The 15,780-nt window shown below is 35.9% G+C and carries 21 protein-coding genes, 1 tRNA gene and 1 pseudogene; all 23 read left to right on the plus strand.

Features of this window, described 5'->3' with window-relative positions:
* Nucleotides 1-84: transfer RNA gene (locus tag Q0594_RS04910), tRNA-Leu, on the plus strand.
* A 165-nt stretch (nucleotides 85-249) separates the two neighbouring features.
* Nucleotides 250-1,485: a glycosyltransferase family 4 protein gene (locus Q0594_RS04915; protein ID WP_298730140.1), complete on the plus strand. Its 1,236-nt coding sequence runs from the start codon at nucleotides 250-252 to the stop codon at nucleotides 1,483-1,485.
* Complete coding sequence (locus Q0594_RS04920) at nucleotides 1,481-2,353, plus strand: NAD(P)-dependent oxidoreductase (RefSeq protein WP_298730174.1); 873 nt, start codon at nucleotides 1,481-1,483, stop codon at nucleotides 2,351-2,353. The genes Q0594_RS04915 and Q0594_RS04920 overlap by 5 nt, the downstream gene beginning before the upstream one ends.
* Before the next feature lie 89 nt (nucleotides 2,354-2,442).
* A complete protein-coding gene (locus tag Q0594_RS04925; RefSeq protein ID WP_298730142.1) occupies nucleotides 2,443-2,673 on the plus strand; it encodes a YkuJ family protein in 231 nt (76 codons plus the stop codon).
* 76 nt (nucleotides 2,674-2,749) lie between these two features.
* Entirely contained in the window at nucleotides 2,750-3,958 is a 1,209-nt protein-coding gene (locus Q0594_RS04930) for a homoserine dehydrogenase (RefSeq protein ID WP_298730144.1), read from the plus strand.
* Complete coding sequence (gene thrB / locus Q0594_RS04935) at nucleotides 3,958-4,854, plus strand: homoserine kinase (protein WP_298730146.1); 897 nt, start codon at nucleotides 3,958-3,960, stop codon at nucleotides 4,852-4,854. The genes Q0594_RS04930 and thrB overlap by 1 nt, the downstream gene beginning before the upstream one ends.
* 10 nt (nucleotides 4,855-4,864) lie before the next feature.
* The gene (locus Q0594_RS04940) at nucleotides 4,865-5,383 is read left to right on the plus strand and encodes a YqeG family HAD IIIA-type phosphatase (RefSeq protein WP_298730148.1); all 519 of its coding nucleotides are present in this window, start codon (nucleotides 4,865-4,867) and stop codon (nucleotides 5,381-5,383) included.
* Nucleotides 5,368-6,495 (plus strand): ribosome biogenesis GTPase YqeH, encoded by a 1,128-nt coding sequence (gene yqeH / locus Q0594_RS04945; protein ID WP_298730150.1) that lies wholly within the window; start codon nucleotides 5,368-5,370, stop codon nucleotides 6,493-6,495. The genes Q0594_RS04940 and yqeH overlap by 16 nt, the downstream gene beginning before the upstream one ends.
* 16 nt (nucleotides 6,496-6,511) lie before the next feature.
* A complete protein-coding gene (gene yhbY / locus Q0594_RS04950) occupies nucleotides 6,512-6,838 on the plus strand; it encodes a ribosome assembly RNA-binding protein YhbY (RefSeq protein WP_005605998.1) in 327 nt (108 codons plus the stop codon).
* 3 nt (nucleotides 6,839-6,841) lie between these two features.
* Nucleotides 6,842-7,480 carry a nicotinate-nucleotide adenylyltransferase gene (locus tag Q0594_RS04955; RefSeq protein ID WP_298730152.1) on the plus strand — a complete coding sequence of 213 codons (639 nt, stop codon included), beginning with the start codon at nucleotides 6,842-6,844 and terminating at the stop codon, nucleotides 7,478-7,480.
* On the plus strand, nucleotides 7,477-8,082 hold the full coding sequence (gene yqeK, locus Q0594_RS04960; protein ID WP_298730153.1) for a bis(5'-nucleosyl)-tetraphosphatase (symmetrical) YqeK: 606 nt from the start codon (nucleotides 7,477-7,479) through the stop codon (nucleotides 8,080-8,082). The genes Q0594_RS04955 and yqeK overlap by 4 nt, the downstream gene beginning before the upstream one ends.
* A gap of 1 nt (nucleotide 8,083) precedes the next feature.
* Complete coding sequence (gene rsfS / locus Q0594_RS04965) at nucleotides 8,084-8,440, plus strand: ribosome silencing factor (RefSeq protein WP_298730155.1); 357 nt, start codon at nucleotides 8,084-8,086, stop codon at nucleotides 8,438-8,440.
* Nucleotides 8,440-9,180, plus strand: a complete 741-nt coding sequence (locus tag Q0594_RS04970; protein WP_298730157.1) for a class I SAM-dependent methyltransferase — start codon at nucleotides 8,440-8,442, stop codon at nucleotides 9,178-9,180. The genes rsfS and Q0594_RS04970 overlap by 1 nt, the downstream gene beginning before the upstream one ends.
* 9 nt (nucleotides 9,181-9,189) lie before the next feature.
* Nucleotides 9,190-10,374, plus strand: a complete 1,185-nt coding sequence (locus Q0594_RS04975; protein WP_298730159.1) for a nucleotidyltransferase — start codon at nucleotides 9,190-9,192, stop codon at nucleotides 10,372-10,374.
* A 529-nt stretch (nucleotides 10,375-10,903) separates the two neighbouring features.
* The gene (locus tag Q0594_RS04980; RefSeq protein WP_298730161.1) at nucleotides 10,904-11,401 is read left to right on the plus strand and encodes a type III toxin-antitoxin system ToxN/AbiQ family toxin; all 498 of its coding nucleotides are present in this window, start codon (nucleotides 10,904-10,906) and stop codon (nucleotides 11,399-11,401) included.
* Nucleotides 11,402-11,446: 45 nt separating this feature from the next.
* Nucleotides 11,447-12,235 carry an AAA family ATPase gene (locus Q0594_RS04985; protein ID WP_298730163.1) on the plus strand — a complete coding sequence of 263 codons (789 nt, stop codon included), beginning with the start codon at nucleotides 11,447-11,449 and terminating at the stop codon, nucleotides 12,233-12,235.
* A gap of 4 nt (nucleotides 12,236-12,239) precedes the next feature.
* Nucleotides 12,240-13,064 carry a ParB/RepB/Spo0J family partition protein gene (locus tag Q0594_RS04990; RefSeq protein WP_298730165.1) on the plus strand — a complete coding sequence of 275 codons (825 nt, stop codon included), beginning with the start codon at nucleotides 12,240-12,242 and terminating at the stop codon, nucleotides 13,062-13,064.
* Between the two features lie 45 nt (nucleotides 13,065-13,109).
* Nucleotides 13,110-13,388, plus strand: coding sequence for a hypothetical protein (locus Q0594_RS04995; protein WP_298730167.1), 279 nt, complete (start codon nucleotides 13,110-13,112; stop codon nucleotides 13,386-13,388).
* Nucleotides 13,378-13,680 carry a hypothetical protein gene (locus Q0594_RS05000; protein WP_298730168.1) on the plus strand — a complete coding sequence of 101 codons (303 nt, stop codon included), beginning with the start codon at nucleotides 13,378-13,380 and terminating at the stop codon, nucleotides 13,678-13,680. Before Q0594_RS04995 ends, Q0594_RS05000 begins: the two co-directional genes overlap by 11 nt.
* On the plus strand, nucleotides 13,673-14,707 hold the full coding sequence (locus tag Q0594_RS05005) for a replication initiator protein A (RefSeq protein WP_298730170.1): 1,035 nt from the start codon (nucleotides 13,673-13,675) through the stop codon (nucleotides 14,705-14,707). The genes Q0594_RS05000 and Q0594_RS05005 overlap by 8 nt, the downstream gene beginning before the upstream one ends.
* The gene (locus Q0594_RS05010) at nucleotides 14,697-15,080 is read left to right on the plus strand and encodes a hypothetical protein (RefSeq protein ID WP_298730172.1); all 384 of its coding nucleotides are present in this window, start codon (nucleotides 14,697-14,699) and stop codon (nucleotides 15,078-15,080) included. The genes Q0594_RS05005 and Q0594_RS05010 overlap by 11 nt, the downstream gene beginning before the upstream one ends.
* Before the next feature lie 82 nt (nucleotides 15,081-15,162).
* Nucleotides 15,163-15,597, plus strand: a complete 435-nt coding sequence (locus tag Q0594_RS05015; protein WP_298730173.1) for a hypothetical protein — start codon at nucleotides 15,163-15,165, stop codon at nucleotides 15,595-15,597.
* Nucleotides 15,590-15,780, plus strand: a pseudogene (locus tag Q0594_RS05020) (hypothetical protein); the annotation flags it as partial. The gene Q0594_RS05015 and the pseudogene Q0594_RS05020, both read left to right, overlap by 8 nt.

A 15,780-nucleotide genomic window follows, 5' to 3' on the forward strand; every position in this document is an offset into this window, starting at 1 on the left:
GCCGGCGTGGCGGAATTGGCAGACGCGCTGGACTCAAAATCCAGTGTCCATTAGGGCGTGCCGGTTCGACCCCGGCCGCCGGTATCGGTTGAAGCTCAACGTTAATCGTTGAGCTTTTTTTGTGTCTAAATAGGAATATATAACGAATCTTCTATTATAAATAACCCCTTATAGTGACACTAGTGTTTGTATCGTTTATAATAGAAGGGATAGTAGAAATATTTATATTTCAAATTTAAGGAGGTAAGTATGCGAATCGGTATTTTTACAGATACGTACTTCCCACAAGTGAGTGGGGTTGCTACTTCAATTCGAGTACTAAAAGAAGATTTAGAAAGACAAGGACATAAAGTTATTATCTTTACAACTACTGATCCAAAAGTAACTGATCCAGAAGAAAATATTGTACGATTAGGAAGCGTCCCGTTTTTTGCGTTCAAAGATCGTCGAGTTGCGATTCAAGGCCTGGGAAAGGCTTACCGAATTGCGAAAGAAAATGAATTGGATATTATTCATACACAGACTGAATTTAGTCTTGGGTTGGCAGGTAAACTAATTGCTGCTATGTTGAAGATTCCAACGATTCATACGTACCATACAATGTATGAAAAATATTTACACTATATTGCAAAAGGCAAAGTGCTACGTCCAAGTCATGTGGCGTATATCTCTAAAGCGTTTTGTAATCAAACAAGTGGAGTAGTTGCTCCTAGTCAAATGACAAAAGATAAGCTACTTGAATATGGAGTACTTCAGGAAGTTCGAGTGATTCCAACGGGGGTCGTTGTTCCTCCACAAGAACCAGAAGTTGCCATTGCGTTAAGAAGGGATCTTGGCTATTCAGATGATGAAGTGGTGTTACTATCACTCAGCCGTTTATCTCAAGAAAAGAATATTGCTGCTGTGATTGCTGCGCTACCAGCCATTGTAGCAAGTAAGCCAAATGTACGCTTATGTATTGCTGGTGGAGGACCTGAAAGAGAGAAGCTCGAAGCGCAAGTGGCAGAACTTGGCATGAACGATTTTGTTCAATTTGTGGGCGAAATCAAGAATGAAATGGTCTATAAGTATTATCAAATGGCAGATCTTTACGTGAATGCTTCTGAATCAGAAAGTCAAGGATTAACCTACCTAGAGGCACTTGTTAACCGCGTTCCGGTAATCGCTAAGAAGAATGATTACTTAAGCGGCCTGATTACAGCAGATGCTTTAGGAATGTTATTTGAAACAGATGCGGATATCGCGAATTGTGTTTTAGACTATATTGAAAACCAATTAGTCAATGAAGCCGAAGTATCAGCATTGCAAAATCAATTGTTATCAGAAATTTCTTCTGAAACATTTGGAGAAAGAATTGTAGATTTCTACGAAGCTGCGATTAACGGATATCAATGGAATCAAGAACATTCGCATAATATTATGAATCTGATGAAATTTTTACGTTTATCAACAAGTGAGTTAAAGGATGAAGAAAATGAAAATTAATACAGTAGGCTTTGTTGGAACTGGCGTGATGGGAAAATCCATGATTCGCCATTTGCTAAAAAAATATAATGTTGTAGTGTACAATCGTACAAAAGAAAGAGCATTAGACCTTCTTGAAGAGGGAGCAACTTGGGCGAATACGCCTATTGAAGTTGCTAATCAAGCGGATGTGGTCTTAACAATTGTAGGCTATCCAAAAGATGTGGAAGAAGTGTACTTTGGAGAAAAAGGAATCTTCAAGTCTACGAAAGAACATCTTGTTGTGGTAGACCTTACAACAAGTACACCAACTTTAGCTAAACGCATTGACGAAGAAGCTGCAGCACGCTCTTGGGAATCGCTAGACGCACCAGTTTCAGGCGGCGACCTTGGTGCAAAAAACGGAACTCTCTCTACAATGGTTGGTGGAACAGAGGAAACATTAGAAAAAGTATATCCAGTATTAGATTGTTTCTCGAAGACGATTACATTGCAAGGAACTGCAGGTGCTGGGCAACATACAAAGATGGCTAATCAAATTATGATTGCAGGAACGATGACAGGATTAACAGAGATGCTTGTTTATGCAAAAGCGGCAGGTTTAGATTTGGATAAAGTATTACAAACAGTCGGTGCAGGCAGTGCGGCCAACTGGTCACTTTCAAATTATGGACCTCGTATTTTAAAAGAAGATTATTCGCCAGGATTCTTTGCAAAACATTTCCTTAAAGATTTAGGAATTGCACTTGATGAAGCAGAGAGAATGCGTCTATTTTTACCAGCCACTTTACAAGCGAAAAAACTCTACGAAACGCTCTGTGATGATGGTTTTGCAGATGATGGTACCCAAGCTTTAATCAAATTATATTGGAATTTACCAACTGAATAAAATTCTTTTAAAAGAATGGTTATTCTTACTATCAAAGATGGGTTTTGTGGTAGAATAATGAAAGAAAGTTTGAAAGGGGTAGTAATTATATGAAACCTTCACAATTGGTGGCAATTGTTCAACGTCTGCAAACAATGGCAGCACAAGATTCTGAAATTGAGGTGCGCCGTTTTGAAAAGGATGGCGTTGAGAGAGCTATCGTTACTTTTAATCATGAAGCAAATAGTTTTGAATTAGAAGACGTAGAAACAAATCAAACATTCCAATTTGATGATATTGATTTAGTGACAATTGAAATCTTTGAAATGTTACAAGATTAAAAATTAACTGTGAGTAAAGCCACGGCGCAGAGTGTCTGTGCTGTGGCTTTTCAATATAAAAGGTAAGGATGAACAAATGAAAATTGCGTTATTAGGATTTGGCACTGTTGGTAGCGGTGTTTATAATATTTTGAAAAAAAATGTAGCAAAACTAGAGCAAGTACTCCCAGAAAAAATCGAGATTAAGACCGCTTTAGTTCGTGAACCAGAGTTGATGCAACAAACAGATGTTGTATTTACAAACAATATTAACGATATCACTAAGGACCCAGAAATCGAATTAGTAGTTGAAGTGATGGGCGGAATCACAACCGCATATGATTATGTGAAAGCTTGCTTATTAGCGAAAAAATCAGTTGTAACAGCCAATAAAAATCTAATTGCTGTTCACGGGGTTGAATTGACAACACTTGCTAAATTAGAAGATGTGTACTTGTACTATGAAGCAAGTGTTGGTGGTGGAATTCCAGTTTTGCGTCCGATGGTGCAACATTTTGAAACGAATGAAGTGAAATCCATCGTTGGTATCGTTAATGGGACAACAAACTTTATTTTAAGCTCAATGGAAAAAGAAGGGCTCAGCTACGAAGCAGCACTGAAGATTGCTCAAGAAAAAGGCTTTGCTGAAGCGGATCCAACAAGTGACGTGGAAGGGCATGATGCAGCCTATAAATTAATGATTTTAACGCGTTTAGCTTATGGCGTAAATGTTACTTTTGATGAAGTGGCTAAAACGGGAATTTCAAGAGTGACAACATCTCATATGAAGATGGCTTCTGAGAATGGGTATGCAATCAAACTTCTAGCGAAAGCTCTTAGCGATGGCAAAAAAGTTTCGCTTGAAGTAGCACCAACTTTTGTACCAGCAAATCATTTACTAGCCCAAGTTCATTATGAAAACAATGCGATTTCTATAACAGGAAATGCAGTGGATGAAGTTTTATTTTACGGAAAAGGAGCAGGCTCCCTTCCAACAGCAACAAGTGTCTTAGCAGACGTAGTGGAAGTACTTCGCCGTAAAGGTAACGGTAGTGCGGTGGAAACATTTGGCCGTATAGAGAGTCCATTAGTGGAATTCAGTCCAGAAGCTGCAACAAGTTCTTATTTCGTATATGGAAAAGGAAACTTGGAAGAAGCTCCGTTTAATGGAGAAGTTGTAGCAAACAGTGAAGGTGAATTAGGGGTTCGTTATACAGCTTTAACAGCTAGTGAGTTAGCCAAAGTGAAAGAAGCATTCTCAAACTTAAATGAAGTCGCTATTTATCCAATCTTGGAGGAAGCATAATGGCATTAACAATTAAAGTTCCAGCAACTTCAGCCAATATCGGACTAGGCTTCGATTCGCTTGGGATTGCAGTGAATTTATATTTAACGCTTCAAGTAATAGAAGCTTCTAGCGAATGGGTAATTTCGCATCCGTTTGGAGAAGAGATTCCGACAAATGAAGATAACTTAATTATCGAAACAGCTTTAAAAGTGTGCCCAACATTAACACCATACAAACTTGTGTGTGAAAGTGAGATTCCTTTAACAAGAGGACTCGGCAGTAGTTCGAGCGCCATTGTTGCGGGAATCGAATTAGCGAATATATTAGGAAACTTACAGTTAACTAATCATGAAAAAGTAAAATGGGCAACTCTTTTCGAGGGGCATCCTGACAATGTCGCGCCAGCAATCTTAGGGGGCGTCGTTGTAGCCACTTATGACCACCGCACACAGGAAGTCTTAACCGTACATAAGAATGTGGAAGCACCGATAGCAATGGTAGCAGTGATTCCAAACGTTCAATTATCAACGAAGAAGAGTCGTGGCGTTTTACCAAGTTCACTAGAATACGGTGAGGCAGTAGAAGCAAGCAGCCGTAGTAATGTGTTGGTAGCTGGATTAATGATGGAAGATTGGAAAGTCATCTCTTCGATTGTTGAAAAAGACTTATTCCATGAAACGTACCGTTCAACACTGGTCCCTTGGATGGAAGAAGTTCGTACGATTACAAAGCAGGAAGGCCTTGATACTTGTGGGACTTACCTAAGTGGAGCAGGTCCTACAGTAATGACGTTTGTTTATAAAGAAAATGTAGACCGATTTGTAGAAACCTTAGAACACTATTTAGAAACAACACTTAAAGGATGCACGATTCGTGTGCTTGAAATTGATGCACAAGGCGTTTACGTGAAGTAGAAGGAGAACTATGGCACTATTCAAACCAACCTGGTTTAAAAAGACCTTTCAAGAGATTACCGTTCCTTTCTTACAAGAGAATGGCATTGAAGTGGTCTTAACCGATTTAGATAATACACTCATTGGGTGGGATGAAAAAGAAATCGATGAAACTTTACTTTCTTGGGTGAATTCGTTGAAAGATGCGGGAATTAAAATAATCCTTGTATCGAATAACAATGAACATCGTATTAAAGTTGCAGCAGCTCAATTGGATGTTCCATATGTGTATCCTGGTTTAAAGCCACTGCACAAGGGGTTCAAAGCGGCACAACAATTACTGAATTTTGATAAATCAAAGACAATCATGGTGGGGGACCAACTATTAACAGATATTCTAGGGGCGAATACATTTGGAGTTAGAACCATTATCGTAAAACCTAGAAAAGAGAGCGATGCTTGGAAAACAAAAATCAATCGTTTCTTTGAAAAAGGAATTTTTGTAGTAACACAAGGCGCGTCCTATCATAAGAAATGGGAGGAGGATTAATCATGGAACAGTATGTATGTATTGGATGTGGAGCAATAATCCAAACGGAAGATCCAAAAGGAACGGGGTACACTCCGCAAAGTGCATTAAATAAAATGCTGGAAAGTGAAGGCCCTCTTTATTGCCAACGTTGCTTTAGACTACGTAATTATAATGAGTTGCAACCGGCATCTCTAACAGACGATGATTTCTTAAAGATGTTAAGTAGTATCGCCGATGAAGATGCGCTAGTTGTGTTTGTAGTTGATTTATTCGACTTATACGGAAGCATGATTTCTGGCTTGAAACGTTTTGTGGGCGATAACCCAATTCTATTCGTTGCCAACAAGGTAGACTTATATCCAAAATCGGTGAACCGTAATCGTCTGAAAGCCTGGATTGAACGTCATGCAAAAGAGTACGGCATTAAACCAGTTGATACGCTACTTGTGAGCGGTCATAAAAGGATTCAAATTGACGAATTGCTAGAGAAGATTAACGAGTACCGTAAAGGCAAAGATGCATATGTCGTAGGGGTAACGAATGTAGGAAAATCAACGCTCATTAATAAGTTGATTCAAAGTATTGGTGAAACAGGAGAAGTGATTACAACGTCTCAATATCCGGGAACGACTCTTGGTCAAATTGATATTCCATTTGATGAACATTCATCATTAGTGGATACACCAGGGATTATTCATCGTCACCAAATTACGCATTACTTAGCGGAAAAAGAAATGAAGAAAGTCTTACCGCAAAAAGAGTTACAACCGAAGACCTTCCAATTAAATAGCGATCAAACAATTTTTATAGGTGGCTTGATTCGTGTCGATTACGAACAAGGAGAACGTAATTCATTTACTTTCTATACACCGCAAACTATCGACTTGCATCGCACGAAGTTGGAAAAGGCGACAGAGTTTTACGAAAAACATGCAGGAACACTTCTAACGCCACCAACAGGAGACAATATGAAGTTGTATCCAAAACTAGTGAAGAAGACATTTACGATTAAAGAAAAAACGGACTTAGTGATTGCAGGTCTTGGTTGGATAACGATTCAAAAACCAGGTACGGTATCAGTATGGAGTCCTAAAGAAGTTGACGTGATTCAACGTCAATCAATTATTTAAAGAAAGGAGAGCTTTCATGGAATTAAAAGGGAAAGAAAGACAGTTCTTCAAGAAAGAAGCGCATTCGTTGAAGCCAATCTTCCAAATTGGAAAAGGCGGACTCAGCGAAGAGATGATTCATCAAATTCAAAATGCTGTTGAGAAGCGTGAATTGATTAAAGTGACTTTATTACAAAACACATTAGAGGAGCCCCAAGAAGCTGCCGAAACAATTGCTGAGGCGACGGGTAGTACAATCATTCAAGTGATTGGGCATACGATTGTGTTATATAAAGAAGCACGAAATCCAAAACATAGAGATCTTTCAGTACGATTTGCAGAATTCAAAAAAAGAGGTCGATAGACGATGATTGCTGAACTCAATATTTTTTCTGAGACATTAAACAAAACTGAAAAATTCGGTGAAGAAATTCCGGTAGAACGTGTAGGCCTTATCGGTGGAAGTTTTAATCCGCCACATATTGCACATTTAATTATGGCTGAACAAGCGCGTGTGCAATTGGGCTTAGACAAGGTTTACTTTTTACCAAGTCATATTCCGCCACATGTGGATGAGAAAAAGACCATTGATGCGAGTACCCGTGTCGAGATGACACGTTTGGCGATTCAAGATAATATTTATTTTGATATCGAGACGATTGAACTCGAGCGTAATGAGAAGAGTTATACGTATGATACGATTCAGCTGTTAAAGAAACAGAATCAGTATACGGAATATTACTTTATCATCGGTGGAGACATGGTAGATTACTTACCAACGTGGCACCGTGTGGATGAATTAGTTCATGAGGTCCAATTTGTCGGAGTTGAACGTCCGGGTTATGAAAAAGAAACGCCATATCCAGTCCTATGGATTACCGCACCGAAGATGGATATTAGTTCAACACAAATCCGCAAAAATGTTCTATTCCAACAAAGCATTAAATATTTGGTGCCAGAATTAGTGGAAGCCTACATTGCAGAAAAGGGGTTGTATTTAGAATGAGCGTAGTAAATAGCTTTGAACCTTATACAACAATGACAAGAGAAGAGTTGTTGTCTCATGTCCAGTCAAATATGAGTGACAAGAGATATCAACACTGCCTGCGTGTCGAACGAAAAATATTAGAATTAGCAAAGCGGTATGCACTTGATGAAAAGGCGGCTTCCTTTGTGGGGTTAGCGCATGATTATGCTAAAGAAATCCCAGTGGAAGAGCAGCAAGCACTTGCCAAAGAAATCGGACTTCCTGAAATGTATCACCATGAAGGTTCTGAAATTCTACACGGACCAATTGGGGCCCAATTGATTTCAAATTTATGCGGAGTAAAAGACGAAGAGTTGTTAGATGCCATTCGTGAGCATACGATTGGAGGACTTCAAATGAGTCTTCTTTCGAAGTGTCTCTTTGTAGCAGATGCCATTGAAGATGGAAGAGATTATCCAGGGGTCGATACTGCGCGTGAAATCGCGGCGAAAAATATAGATGAAGCGGTCTTTTATTTATTGAAGCACACATTGGAATTTTTATTGGAAAAAGAAGTGCCTATTTTTTCAAAAACAATAGAAGTTTATAATCATTATTTGAAACAAAGAAAAGGAGAATAGAATGGAACATACCAGTAAAAAATTATTACAAGTTGTTTTAGATGCTTGTGAAGACAAGTTAGCACAAGAAGTGGTTGCACTAGATGTAGCCAGTCTTACACCTGTTGCAGAGTACTTTGTAATTACACACGGTAAAAACGAAAAACAAGTACAAGCGATTGTCGATGCGGTTGAAGAAGCGGTTGAAAAAGAAGGCTTCGAAGTAAGAAGTATCGAAGGTAAAGATGGCAGCAAATGGATTTTAATGGACTTAAACGATGTGATTGTCCATGTATTCTATTATGCTGATCGAGAATTCTATAATTTAGAAAAATTATGGAGCGATGCACCAATCGTGAATATTGTGAGTGAAAACTAATGAACTATCAAAAATTTGCTCATGTATATGACCAAGTGATGGATCAACAACTCTACGAAGAATGGACGGACTATGCAGTTCGTTCTTTTTCGCATAGTGCCAAAAGACCTGTTCGTAAAGTCATGGAACTTGCTTGTGGAACAGGTGAAGTATCCATGCGACTCGATGATAAAGGATTCGAAGTCGTTGGCGTTGATTTATCCAAGAATATGTTAGAGATTGCAAAAAAGAAAGCGCAAGGTAGACCTATCGAATGGCTTCAAGCGGATATGCGAGTATTGGAAGATGTACCGACAACCGATGCAGTAACGCTGTTTTCAGATTCACTCTGTTATTTAACAGATTTTGAAGATGTCGTTTCGGTATTTGAAGCGGTGTACGAACATTTAGAAGAGGATGGGATTTTCCTCTTCGATGTGCACTCGCTCTATCAAATGCAAGAAGTCTTTCCAGGATATCAATATCATTTTGTAGAAGACGATTTTGCATTTCTATGGCAAAGCTATGAATTAGATGAGCCTGGCAGTGTCGAACATGTTATTGATATGTATATTAAACAAGAAGATAGCAATCTGTATGAGCATTTCCAAGAAGTGCATGAAGAACAAACTTTCCCAATTGAAATGGTTGAAGCCGCACTAGAGACGGTCGGTTTTACCGATATTAAGGTGACGGCTGACTTTGGAAGAAGCGAAGTCCAAGAAACGAGTCCGCGTTGGTTCTTCCAAGCGGTGAAATGAGGCTTGCGTATGAAGATATGTGGAGTAATCGCAGAATTTAATCCATTTCATCAAGGCCATGCTTATCTGTTAGAACAGGCACGGAAAAAAACGAGTGCGGATGTTATTGTTGTCGTGATGAGCGGTAATTGGGTGCAACGTGGTGAACCTGCGATCGAACAAAAATGGAGTCGCGCAAAAGTCGCGCTACAAAATGGAGGAGACGTCGTGATTGAGATGCCAACTGCAGTGAGCTGTCAGTCAACAGACCGTTTTGCAAAGGGCGCAGTAGAAATCTTGCAAAATGTAGGGTGCCACTTCTTAGCTTTTGGTTGTGAAAGTGGAGATGCGGCATTTTTTGAAGTAGCGGTATCTCAACGAAATACCATTGAAAAAGAAATTAGTCGTTTTGTAGAAGAAAACCGTTCACTAACTTTTGCTAGCCAATTAACACAGCTCGCTGTGAAAGAGTTTGGAGAAGACAGTACTCTCGCAGAAGCCTTGCAGTCTCCAAATCAACAGTTGGGACTAGCTTACGCCGTTGAAAATGCTAAGAGTGAACATCCAATGCAGATCGTTCCAATTACACGAGTAGGAAGTGGACATTTGGATGATGTGTTAGACAAAACTGCTTTTGCCAGTGGAACGGCCTTACGAAAAGCGCTGAAGGGGAATCGTTATGAGAAAGTATTACGAGAACAACTGTCCTATGTTCAGTTCGATGATGAAGTGTACAAAAACGATTGGAGTTCTTATTGGCCAATCTTGAAGAGTATCGTCTTAAGAAGTACTGACGAAGAACTACGTGCCATTTATCAAATGGAAGAAGGAATCGAGAATCGCTTGAAGGAAGCTGTTCGAACAACTTCAACTATTGAGGAGTGTCTCCAACATCTCAAAAACAAACGGTGGAGCTGGGCAAGGTTGCAGCGACTCCTTGTTTATGTTTTACTTGGAATAACCAAAACGGAAATGGAAGACTATTGGAATACACCGATTCATCAAGGTAAAGTCCTGGGGTTTACATTAAAGGGTCAAAAGTGGTTGAAGAATATGCGGGAAGTAGAATCGTTCAATTTAATAACTAATTACGCAGCCTATAAAGATGAACGGCAAGAAAGTTGGGATTTATTGTATGATTTTTGGAATCCATCCAAGCAAATTTCTGCTACGGTCTTTAAGCCGATTCAAGTGAACAAGGAGATAGAATTTTAATCTCTGTCTTTTCAAGCTTGTAAAGTAGTAAGTGTCTAGAGTTTAGTTAGAGTAAAAGTTAAGATTAAAGATTAGAAAGGAACAGGTAACTGTTCCTTTTTTGATTGGAAAAATTCGATCTTTGACAACTGAAAATTCTATCAACAATTAAGTTAAATTTTTCTCTCAATAGAATTAAACAGGAATAGTTGAAGAACGAAATAGGAGTGTGAGAACACTAAAATCATCTACATAGACAAATGGGTCTATGTGCTATGGCTCTGAAAGATAGGGTTGAATTTCTACTTTGGTAGGATCTAAGCGATTATACTATTTAAATTATTAGAATAGTATGGCAACGTGAGGATCTGAATTTGTAGAGAGACACGATATGAGCCTAGGTTGAATTTCAACCGAATTGCCAAGACACAGAAGAGGACTGTTGAGCATTATTAAAAGTGGCGTGTTGCCCTCACGAGAAAAGGGGACATGAGTAGCCTATTTCTTAAATAATGAGGAATAGGCTTTTTATATTATTAAGGAGGTAGCAATGAAATTAGATTTATATGAAGCAAGTCCTGAATATATTTCCTATTTACGTCAATTTGATTCTAATGTATTAGCTGAAAAGGCTACATTTAAGCAAAGAAGATATGTTGGAACTGTAATTACTATTGACTCTAAAAATTATTTTCTTCCATTAAGTAGTCCAAAAGGAAGACATCGTTTTTTAGGAAGTTCACTGGATATTTATAAATTAGATTCTGGTAATTTAGGAATTATTAATTTAAATAAAATGATTCCTATTAAACGAGAATACCTTGAAAAAATTGATTTCAAAAAAGTATCTGACCAAAGATACAAAGGTCTATTAAAGAAACAATATTATATTTTAAATGAAAAAAGTTCCGTTATTCATAATAGAGCGGAGCGAATATACAATATTGCTACAAAAGAAGAAGAATTAAAAGAGTTTGAGATAAAACTAAAAGAACGTTGTTGTAATTTTCAGTTGTTAGAAGAACAAGCAAAACAATATCACTATTAGAACCTTTTGCCAAAATGGCAAGAAGTGGAGAAGGAGAATTATACAATGACAAAAATTATCGCAATAGCAAACCAAAAAGGTGGAGTTGGTAAAACAGCAACAACCATGAACTTAGGTACAGCATTAGCTGCATTAGAAAAGAAAGTACTATTAATAGATAGTGATCCACAAGCTAATTTAAGTTGCTATTTAGGAAATGACAGCAAAGTGGACTTAAATAGCTTAACTGAAGGTATCGATTCAATTATTGATAAAAAGCAGTTTGACTACAATCAATTGATTAAACGTAAAGAAATGAAAACTGATAATGGAAGAGTAGAAATTGATTATATTGTATCTAACAAATACCTAAGCGGTATTGAGTTAGCGTTGAATCAAGTGATTGGTGGGGAAATGTTTTTCTCAAGATTGTTACGCAAGTTACCGTTAAAAAAATATGATTATGTATTGATTGATACAAAACCTTCACTTGGAAGATTGTTAATCAATGTGTTGATTGCTAGCGATAGCGTAATTATTCCAATTGATAGTAAAAATTCGTCTGTAGAAGGTTATAAGGAATTAACTTCAACAATTCAGGAAATTGAAGATAATTTAGGACAAGAAATTAAAATCGAAGGTTTATTACAAACAATGGTAACACACACGAACAATTCAAAGGAAATTTCAAAAACAATTCAATCGTTCAATGTTCCAGTATTCAATACATTAATTCCATTGTTAAATGAAGCAGAATCTTCCTATAGAATGAGCGAATCTGTATTCGCAATTAAAAACAGTCGATTAGCGACTTGCTACTTAAACCTTGCAAAAGAATTAGTTGAAAGGGGTTAAGATCATGAGTAACGAAAATTATAATGCATTATTCAATAGTACTCTAAATAATAAGCTTCCTAGAACTGAAGTATTAATTGAAGATATCTTTCCATACGAAGAGCAACCTTTTGATTTATATTCTGAAGAAAAGTTGGAACAACTTTCAAAAGATATTTCTGAAAATGGATTATACAATCCAATTCTTGTAAGACCCTACAAAGGGGGATATCAAATTATTAGCGGTCATAATCGCTTTAATGCTATTAAGCGGTTAGATTGGGTGACTGTTCCAGTTACTGTTGAAACATTAACAGACGAAGATGCAATGATTCGTCTAGTCAATAGCAATCTTTATCAACGACAATTGATAAAAGAAAGTGAAAAAGTAAAAGCGTACACAATGAAAGTGAATGCCAACAAAAGACAAGGAAAAAAAGGGAATAATGCACTAGATATTGTTGCAAAACAAGAGAATTTATCACTTAGAACTCTTTCAAGATACACAGCTTGTATTTCTCTTATTGATGAATTTTTACAATTATTAGATCAGAAAAAAATTTCACTAGCTATTGGAGAGCAAGTCGCAAAATTATCTGAAGGAAAACAACAAGTATTAAGTGACTATCTTATTAATCATTCGCTAAAAGTAAATTTGCATCAAGCTATTTTATTAAGAGAAGTTGAAGAATTTACAGAAGAGAATTTAGATAGTGTTTTCTTTGCTGAAAAACAGCAAGAAAAACAAAAGAAATCATTTGAAAATAAACTTCCTGAAAATTTTGAACCACTAGATTATTTTTTATCAGAAGAAAAATATAGAGAGTTTATGCAACTTTTACAATCGTAAAAACCTTTTGCCATTTTGGCAAAAGGTTAAAAAGGAGATGGTTTTATGTTTGTTATTATTGGGCAAGTTTTAATGATACTTTTTATATGTGCAATTATAGGAAAGCTAATCCTAAAAATATTTAATTTTTCAATTAGAACAGTAATTGTTGGAGTTCCAACATTGTTAATTTTAGGTACATTGGGAAATTTATTATATAACCCTCATGCTGAAACAATACTCTTAATAATAGGAATTTCATTTGGAGCTTTGATAACAATAATTTTGTTTTTTAGAGAGATAATAAAACGAGGAGAAAAGGAAGGAAACGAAGATGAAATATAAACAACCGTTAGCATATCAAACAACTGAATATATTTATGTTCACAAAGGAATTATGGATCATAAAGATTTAACAAATGAAGATAAAACAATATATATATACTTAAATTTATTAAGTAATAAAGGGAAAGCAAAAGTTTCAATTTCAGAATTAAGAAAAGAAATCAAAGGTAAGAATCCATTGACTACATTGGAACATTTAATTAAATACGGAATTATTCATTCTTACTATCGAACTAAAGATAGTCTAATTATACAGTTAAATGATAATGACGAGGATTTAATCGATGACTAATTTAACAGAAGAACAGAAATTATATATAAAATTACATAAACAACATGTAACAACTCAACAAGGTTTAAAAGAGGTCTTTTATAAAGTTCCTAAAATATTTTGGTTAGGAGAACTATACCAAGGATTAAGTCTTGAATCGAAAATCGCCTACGGAATTCTTGAAGATAGAAAAAATGTTTCTATCAAAAACAAATGGTATGACGAAAAAGGGAAAATTTATTTTATTTATACAATCGAAGAGTTTCAGCAAATGCTGCATGTATCTAAACAAAAAGCAATCAATATAAAAACAGAACTAATTAAATACGGTTTGCTAGAGCAAACTAAACAAGGTAGAGGACAACCAGCTAAATTATATTTATTTAATCCTATTGCAACGCCTTCAGACGAGGAAAAATTTAAAACATCTTATCAGAGCAATCAAGAAACGTTACCAAAGAATGGTACAAGTCAAGAATCGGAAGAGACAGAATCTTCTTCTAAGAAAAATGAGTTTAATAATACTAAACCACATTCAAAAGGGTTGAAATTAAGAAGTCTAAAATTTAGACTTCTTAAATCAAGAGGTCTAAAAAATAGACTTCTAGAAGTCCAAAATTTAGACCCTAGTAATAATAACCCTAGTAATAATAATATTAATACAAATGAATCATATGAATCAGAAGTCGTATTTGATAAACGATTTCTAAATTATGATAAGCAAGGAATTCCCAAAAACATTGTATCGATATTAACCGCTGGAGTGAATGATTATAAAGGTGTTCATGAAAGAATGGGATTATTATTTAAAGCAAAATCTAGCGTACTTAGGGATGCTACTTCAAAAGGTTGGAAAGGAACAATCGTTTTTGAAATGTTTACAGAAGAAGACTGGGGGAATTTATATCAAGTACTACATGCTTGTTTCTGTAAAATTAAAACCGGAGATATTCAAAATATTGATAAATACTTGTTCCAATCGCTAAGAAACTTTTTTGAGGATTATGCACAAAACTATTATGTTAGAGGTGTTTCAAATGGCAATTGAAAATAAATATGGAATATTAGTTTCTTATCCTTGCGAAGAGTTAATACAAGATGTTGCGGAAGATATTGTTCTCTTTGGAGAAAATAATCTTGTATATGCAGTTTGGGAACATTTCGATGTGGTGGACGGTGTAGAATACGATGTTGATTTTATTGTTGATTATGTGGATTACAAACCACCAACAGAGGAAGAATTTTACGGAGAAAGTTGCGACATTTACGACCGCTACAATCCTGAAAATGACATTACACTCGAATCTCTAATGGAAGGTTATAGGGCAAACTTGAAAAGTACTGAACATGAGAGAGTAGAGTTAATGACGTTAAAAGAGTTATTAACAATTCTACTAAAACAAGATTCTTTGTTTGATTAAAAAAGTAATGGAGAAATAATATAAAGTTTAGTAAAATGAATATAAGAAATATAGGCTAATAGATTAGCGAAAGGAGAAGAAGATGGGATTAAACGAAAAACTAAACAAGTATTTTCAGAAAATTGAAACTAGTTTATTCAATTCTGAAAATAAAAAATTCAAAAGGTTAAAGCAAATGTCAGACGATGAACTGATCCTTAGATATTCTGATTTAAAAGCTAAAAACTACCTTCATGAGAAATTATCCTTTCTGATAATTCCAGCATTAATTCTTGCAACGTTAGCTGGAATCGCTAAAATAACAATAGACTTTATCCAAAAGATTTCATCTACTGGAGTAGATGATTCAGACGTTATTATGACTGGCGGAATATTTTTTTTAGTAGTAGTTACTTTACTTGTGATTTTGATATTGGTTATCTATTGGAAAAATATAAAATCTAGCAAAGAAGAATATTTTTTAATAGAGTTCATTCTTCAAAAACGTAAAATTGGAGCGAATGAAACAGATGATTAAAGAATATTATTTAAGCATAAGAGAAGAAATATTAGGAAATGTAATTTCCAGTTTTATCTATATTATAAGTAGTATTTACTATCTATTAAATTTAAATAGATTTAATAGACTATATGGCGGGCTTAAAGACGCTTTTAAAGTAATGAGTATTGAAAACGGAATAGCATGGAAGTTATTGTCATT

The organism is uncultured Granulicatella sp. (genome assembly GCF_938030755.1).
GTDB lineage: Bacteria > Bacillota > Bacilli > Lactobacillales > Aerococcaceae > Granulicatella.

What these genes read in the sequence shown, in the direction of transcription:
- Q0594_RS04975 (WP_298730159.1), top strand. Translation starts at nt 9,190, where the DNA reads ATGAAGATATGTGGAGTAATCGCAGAATTTAATCCATTTCATCAAGGC.
- Q0594_RS04985 (WP_298730163.1), top strand. Translation starts at nt 11,447, where the DNA reads ATGACAAAAATTATCGCAATAGCAAACCAAAAAGGTGGAGTTGGTAAA.
- Q0594_RS04925 (WP_298730142.1), top strand. Translation starts at nt 2,443, where the DNA reads ATGAAACCTTCACAATTGGTGGCAATTGTTCAACGTCTGCAAACAATG.
- Q0594_RS04995 (WP_298730167.1), top strand. Translation starts at nt 13,110, where the DNA reads ATGTTTGTTATTATTGGGCAAGTTTTAATGATACTTTTTATATGTGCA.
- Q0594_RS05015 (WP_298730173.1), top strand. Translation starts at nt 15,163, where the DNA reads ATGGGATTAAACGAAAAACTAAACAAGTATTTTCAGAAAATTGAAACT.
- yqeH (WP_298730150.1), top strand. Translation starts at nt 5,368, where the DNA reads ATGGGAGGAGGATTAATCATGGAACAGTATGTATGTATTGGATGTGGA.
- Q0594_RS04970 (WP_298730157.1), top strand. Translation starts at nt 8,440, where the DNA reads ATGAACTATCAAAAATTTGCTCATGTATATGACCAAGTGATGGATCAA.
- Q0594_RS04930 (WP_298730144.1), top strand. Translation starts at nt 2,750, where the DNA reads ATGAAAATTGCGTTATTAGGATTTGGCACTGTTGGTAGCGGTGTTTAT.
- thrB (WP_298730146.1), top strand. Translation starts at nt 3,958, where the DNA reads ATGGCATTAACAATTAAAGTTCCAGCAACTTCAGCCAATATCGGACTA.
- yqeK (WP_298730153.1), top strand. Translation starts at nt 7,477, where the DNA reads ATGAGCGTAGTAAATAGCTTTGAACCTTATACAACAATGACAAGAGAA.
- Q0594_RS04990 (WP_298730165.1), top strand. Translation starts at nt 12,240, where the DNA reads ATGAGTAACGAAAATTATAATGCATTATTCAATAGTACTCTAAATAAT.
- Q0594_RS05000 (WP_298730168.1), top strand. Translation starts at nt 13,378, where the DNA reads ATGAAATATAAACAACCGTTAGCATATCAAACAACTGAATATATTTAT.
- rsfS (WP_298730155.1), top strand. Translation starts at nt 8,084, where the DNA reads ATGGAACATACCAGTAAAAAATTATTACAAGTTGTTTTAGATGCTTGT.
- Q0594_RS04940 (WP_298730148.1), top strand. Translation starts at nt 4,865, where the DNA reads ATGGCACTATTCAAACCAACCTGGTTTAAAAAGACCTTTCAAGAGATT.
- Q0594_RS04980 (WP_298730161.1), top strand. Translation starts at nt 10,904, where the DNA reads ATGAAATTAGATTTATATGAAGCAAGTCCTGAATATATTTCCTATTTA.
- yhbY (WP_005605998.1), top strand. Translation starts at nt 6,512, where the DNA reads ATGGAATTAAAAGGGAAAGAAAGACAGTTCTTCAAGAAAGAAGCGCAT.
- Q0594_RS04915 (WP_298730140.1), top strand. Translation starts at nt 250, where the DNA reads ATGCGAATCGGTATTTTTACAGATACGTACTTCCCACAAGTGAGTGGG.
- Q0594_RS05005 (WP_298730170.1), top strand. Translation starts at nt 13,673, where the DNA reads ATGACTAATTTAACAGAAGAACAGAAATTATATATAAAATTACATAAA.
- Q0594_RS05010 (WP_298730172.1), top strand. Translation starts at nt 14,697, where the DNA reads ATGGCAATTGAAAATAAATATGGAATATTAGTTTCTTATCCTTGCGAA.
- Q0594_RS04955 (WP_298730152.1), top strand. Translation starts at nt 6,842, where the DNA reads ATGATTGCTGAACTCAATATTTTTTCTGAGACATTAAACAAAACTGAA.